Source organism: Streptomyces flavofungini (genome assembly GCF_041028215.1).
Classification (GTDB): Bacteria; Actinomycetota; Actinomycetes; order Streptomycetales; family Streptomycetaceae; genus Streptomyces; species Streptomyces flavofungini_B.
On record NZ_JASKYR010000559.1, the window covers coordinates 1 to 4,878 of the forward strand.

Here is a 4,878-nt window from a genome sequence, read left to right on the forward strand (position 1 = left end):
ACGAACGCCGAGGGGGTACGGCAGCTGCGGGCGGTGTTCGAGCCGCTCGGGGCGCGCGTCGTCACCGTGCCGGTGACCCGCGTACTGCATCTGAAGTCGGCGGTGACGGCGCTGCCCGACGGCACGGTCGTCGGATACGGGCCGCTGGTCGAGAACGGCTCGCTCTTCCCGCGCTTCCTGGCGGTGCCGGAGGAGGCGGGCGCGCACGTGGTGCTCCTCGGTGGCGCGAAGGTGCTCATGGCGGCGAGCGCGCCGAAGAGCGCGGAGCTCTTCGCGGAGCTGGGATTCGATCCGGTTCCGGTCGATATCAGTGAGTTCGAGAAGCTGGAGGGCTGTGTGACGTGCCTCTCAGTCCGGCTCCGCGAACTGTACGCCTGACCAGCGGGGAGACCCCAGGTGCGGCAGTGACGGGTGGGGGCCGGTTTCCCCTCCTCTTTACGGAGGGCTTAACCTACGGCAACGTAACCTACGACACCGTAGGTAGTGCACCGCTCGCACTCCTCGTAAGTACTCCCCGTCCCCCAATGGAGCCCACGTGACGATCACCTCTCCCCACCTCGGCAGCGCGGACAGCTGGACCGATGCCCGTCTGCTCTACGCGCTGGAGGAAGTGGTCGAGCAGGAACTCAATCGCCACCTCAAGGTGGCCAAGGACTGGATGCCGCACGAGTACGTCCCGTTCTCCGACGCCCGCAACTTCCCCGGCTTCTTCGAGGACGGCGAGGCGTGGGAGAAGGGCCAGTCCCCGGTCACCGACATCGGCCGGATCGCCCTGGTGGTCAACCTGCTCACCGAGGACAACCTGCCCAGCTACCACCACGAGATCGCCTCCCTCTTCGGCCGCGACGGCGCCTGGGGCACCTGGGTGCACCGCTGGACCGCCGAGGAGGGCCGCCACGGCATCGTGATGCGCGACTACCTCCTCGCCTCCCGCGCCGTCGACCCCGACCAGCTCGAACAGTTCCGCATGGCCCACATGAGCGAGGGCTTCGAGTCGGACAACCGCCACTCGATGCTGCACTCGGTGGCCTACGTCGCCTTCCAGGAGCTGGCGACCCGCATCTCGCACCGCAACACCGGCCACCAGTCGGGCGACCCCGTCTGCGACCGCATGCTGGCGCGCATCGCGACCGACGAGAACCTCCACATGGTCTTCTACCGCAACCTCCTGAAGGCCGCCTTCGACATCGCCCCCGACCTGACCATGCAGTCCGTGCGGGACGTCGTGGTCAACTTCCGCATGCCAGGCCACGGCATGCCCGGCTTCGAGCGGGCCGCCGCGCAGATGGCCATCGGCGAGGTCTACAACCTGCGCATCCACCACGACGACGTGATCCAGCCCGTCCTGCGCTTCCTGCGCGTCCTGGAGATCGACGGCCTCGGCCCCGAGGGCCTGAAGGCCCAGGAGGAGCTCGGCCTCTTCATGGGCGGCCTCGACGCCGAGGCGTCGAAGTTCGACGAGAAGCTGGCCGCGCGCAAGGCCCGGATGGCGGCGCGGGGCGCCTGACCTCCCTGGGCCCCACGCGGTGAGCGGGCCGGGACGGCGCCGGACGGCGCGGTCCCGGCCCGCCCCCGTTGACGCGTATGCCACCCCGGATGCGCCGCGGCGATTTACGGCCGCCCTCCCCGGTGCGACGGTGGGCGCGGGGGTGACGTACCCATGGCGCAGACCCATGAGTGGATGTTCTACGAGGTCATGTGGCGCGGCTGGGCGGGACGGGCGCAGGTGCCGCGTCCCGTGCCCTGGTGGGCGCAGCAGGCCTTCCGGTGCTGGAGCGACGACTTCGACTCCGGCACCTACGAGTCGAAGGAGGCCGCCCTGGCCTCCAACGCCCTGTACCGCTACTGGCACATGGTCGGGGTGAAGGACCACCGCCAGGAGTCCCTGATCGGCCAGGCGGGCGAGATCGAGCCGGTCTACGACAAGTACTGCCTGTCCTTCTTCCTCTTCGACCCCGCGACCGGCGCGCTGGCCCTGCCGCAGCTCCCGGAGGGCGGGACGGTCGACCAGCGGATGGAGGCACCGCACCTGCCGGTGGTCCTGACCGCCTTCCGCGCGCCGGACGGCGTCGAGTTCGTGCAGCGCACCTTCGCGACGACGGTCGGCGCCCGGCAGCGGGACCTGGTCGTGACCCGGCTGACCGTGGGCACCGCCACCGGCCGGCCGCGCGAGGGCTGGCTGTGCGCGGCGGTGCTGCCCGCCGGGCCGAGCGGCTTCCAGCGGCACGACCGCAACGGCCGCCAGATCACCGACCGGCGGCTGACGTTCCTGCGGCACCTGCCGGACCAGAACCGGGTGGAGACCAACAGCGGCTGGGGCCCGGTCTTCGACAGGGCTCCGGAGCAGTACGGGGTGTACGGCAACCCCGGCTTCTCGTACGACCCGGAGACCTATCTGTCGCACAGCCCCTTCAACGACCTGGTCATGGGCGGCAAGCTGAACGGCGCGCTCCAGGCGCAGGACCAGGTCGCGGGGTTGTGCAGCGCCGCCTTCGCCTGGCCGTTCCGGGTCGTCGACGACGAGGTGTTCGAGCTCGATGCGCGGCTGCCCGTCGACCTCTTCAGCGGGGCCGCCGACCTGGCCGAGATCACCACGCCCCGGGCGGGCGACCTGGAGGAGGCCAACCGCCGCTTCTGGACGACGAAACTCATCGACCAGGGGCTGCGGCCCGAGCTGCCGCGCAATGTGGCACATCTGACGGATCTCTTCCGCGAGGCACGCTCGCAGCTGCTGATCCTCTCCGACGGCGGCGAGATCCACCCGGGCCCCACGGTCTACGACTCGTTCTGGATACGGGACTCCTCCGTGGAGGCCACGGCCTGCTCCCTGGTGGGGGACACCGCACTGGCCGAACACCAGCTCGGCACGCACTACCCGCTGAGGTTCAACCGCGGCACGGGCCGCATCGGGCCCTGCGCCGAGTACGGCTTCTACGGCGGACCGCACGAGCGCGACGACCACGAGTGGGACAGCAACGGCCAGGCCCTCTGGGCGATCGGCCGCCTGGACCGCACGAAGGGCCGCGCCGCCGCGTTCGGCACCCGGCTCTACACGCCGTACGTGATCGACGGCGCCCGGTGGCTGCGCGACAACCGCGACCAGTACGGGCTGCTGCACAGCGGCTGGAGCGCCGAGCACCTGGGCGAGCGCGACAAGCCGCACTACTGGGACGACCTGTGGGCGCTCGCGGGCCTGTACGAGGCGGCGCGGCTCGCCGAGCGGATCGGCACGCCCGACGTGCCGGAGCTGTGGGCGGCCTTCGACGACGTCAAGCGCGCCACGGCCGCCTCGGTCCGCTGGGTCCTCGACGAGCAGCGGCGGCGCGGGGCGTGGGAGACGTACATCCCGACCGGGCCCGGCGACGTGGGGCGGCTCGACTCGACGATGATCGGCGCCGCGGCCTTCTTCCATCCGCTGCGGCTGCACATGGGCAGCAAGCTGGGGGCCGACATCGACCGGGCGGCACGGTGGACCCTGGACACCATGTACGCCCACTTCGTCTCCGGCGGCTACCGGCACGAGGCCGCGTGGAACGCCTTCGGCCCCTATCTGACCACGCAGCTGGCGCACGCGTATCTGCTCGCGGGCGATCCGGGGCGGATGGACGAGCTGCTGGGCTGGATCGTGGGGGCGGCCTTCCCGCGGACGCGGGAGCGGGCCGTGGCCCTCGGCGCGTGGAACGAGCAGCACGCGTTCACCATCGCGTCGGACTTCCGCGAAGTGCCCGCGCGGCCCTGGTACATGGGCGACATCCCGCACGGCTGGGCCGCCGCGGAGTACCTGCTGCTGCTCCGCGACATCCTGCTCTTCGAGGCGGACGAGGACGGCGACGCGCATCTGTACGTCGCGCCGGGCGTCCGTCCGCACTGGGTGCCGGACGGGACCTCGGTGGCCGTGGCGGAGGCACCGACGCTCTTCGGCGCCCCCTTCGGCTACCGGCTCACGCACGACGCGCGCGACCGGAAGGTGACGGTGGACGTGACCGCGACGCCCGAGCACGTGCGCTATGTCTACCCCTGCCGGTTCGGCCGGGTCCGCTCGGCGACCGCGGACGGCCGCGGGCTGCCCGTCTCGGGCGACGACGTCCAGGTCCCCGCGGGCACGGAGCGTTTCACGGTGACCTACGCCTGAGCACCGCGCGCGCGAAGGCGCCCGTCCCCCGTGACGGGCGCCTCTTCGGCGGTGGCGGAGGGATGGCTCACGCGCTCGGCGCGGGGCGTCTGAGGGCGTACCGCTCCTTCTCGGAGAGGCCGCCCCAGACGCCGAACCGCTCGTCGTTGGCGAGCGCGTACTCCAGGCAGGCCGAGCGCATGGTGCACATCCGGCAGATGTACTTCGCCTCGCGCACCGAGCTGCCGGGCTCGGGGAAGAAGAAGTCAGCGCCGGTCTGGGCACACAGCGCCTGCTCCTGCCAGGCGAGCTTGGGCTGGGCCGTCGTGTCGATCTGCATGACATTGATGCTGCCCGCCCCCGCGAAACAACCGATCAACGAACGATCAACGCGCCGAGGCCGGGCTCCGACCCGGCACCAATCTGCCCTTGCCGCCACCCCGGGAAACACCGCTCCCCACGTGTCCGCCCCACGCGAAACGACCCGCACCCGCGGCGGGGTTGCCAAGGGCGGAACGGTGACTGACGGGCCGCCCCCGGAGACCCCAACCAGGCGGAACGGGCTGCTCCGTCGAGGGCCGGGTTGGGGCGTGTTGTGCCTGCCGGGGGGGCGAAGGCTGGGCAGAGCGGGCCATCGCGCACGAGGAGGCGTCCGCCGAGCGGGGCCTGCTCCTGTCCCTGGCCAATGGCTGGGCAGCGGCAAGGCAAGGCGGGTCGGCCCTCCGGGGGCGGCAGCCAGGCGGACAACCTCCCCCTGGGGACAACGG

Annotated in this window: 3 protein-coding genes and 1 pseudogene; 3 read left to right on the forward strand and 1 reads right to left on the reverse strand. The window is 71.6% G+C overall.

Annotated elements, in window-relative coordinates; all coding sequences use genetic code 11:
• The 3 genes and pseudogenes from AB8Z36_RS29600 to AB8Z36_RS29610 form a co-directional block, all read left to right on the forward strand.
• Positions 1 to 378 (forward strand): annotated as a pseudogene (locus tag AB8Z36_RS29600) (N(G),N(G)-dimethylarginine dimethylaminohydrolase); the annotation flags it as partial.
• Between the two features lie 157 nt (positions 379 to 535).
• On the forward strand, positions 536 to 1,507 hold the full coding sequence (locus AB8Z36_RS29605) for an acyl-ACP desaturase (protein WP_369216461.1): 972 nt from the start codon (positions 536 to 538) through the stop codon (positions 1,505 to 1,507).
• Positions 1,508 to 1,660: 153 nt separating this feature from the next.
• Complete coding sequence (locus AB8Z36_RS29610; RefSeq protein WP_369216462.1) at positions 1,661 to 4,132, forward strand: hypothetical protein; 2,472 nt, start codon at positions 1,661 to 1,663, stop codon at positions 4,130 to 4,132.
• A gap of 67 nt (positions 4,133 to 4,199) precedes the next feature.
• Here the strand turns inward: AB8Z36_RS29610 and AB8Z36_RS29615 are convergent, their stop codons facing one another.
• The gene (locus AB8Z36_RS29615; protein WP_369216463.1) at positions 4,200 to 4,451 is read right to left on the reverse strand and encodes a WhiB family transcriptional regulator; all 252 of its coding nucleotides are present in this window, start codon (positions 4,449 to 4,451) and stop codon (positions 4,200 to 4,202) included.
• Positions 4,452 to 4,878 lie beyond the last annotated feature (427 nt).

What these genes read in the sequence shown, in the direction of transcription:
- AB8Z36_RS29610 (WP_369216462.1), top strand. Translation starts at nt 1,661, where the DNA reads ATGGCGCAGACCCATGAGTGGATGTTCTACGAGGTCATGTGGCGCGGC.
- AB8Z36_RS29615 (WP_369216463.1), bottom strand. Translation starts at nt 4,451, where the DNA reads ATGCAGATCGACACGACGGCCCAGCCCAAGCTCGCCTGGCAGGAGCAG.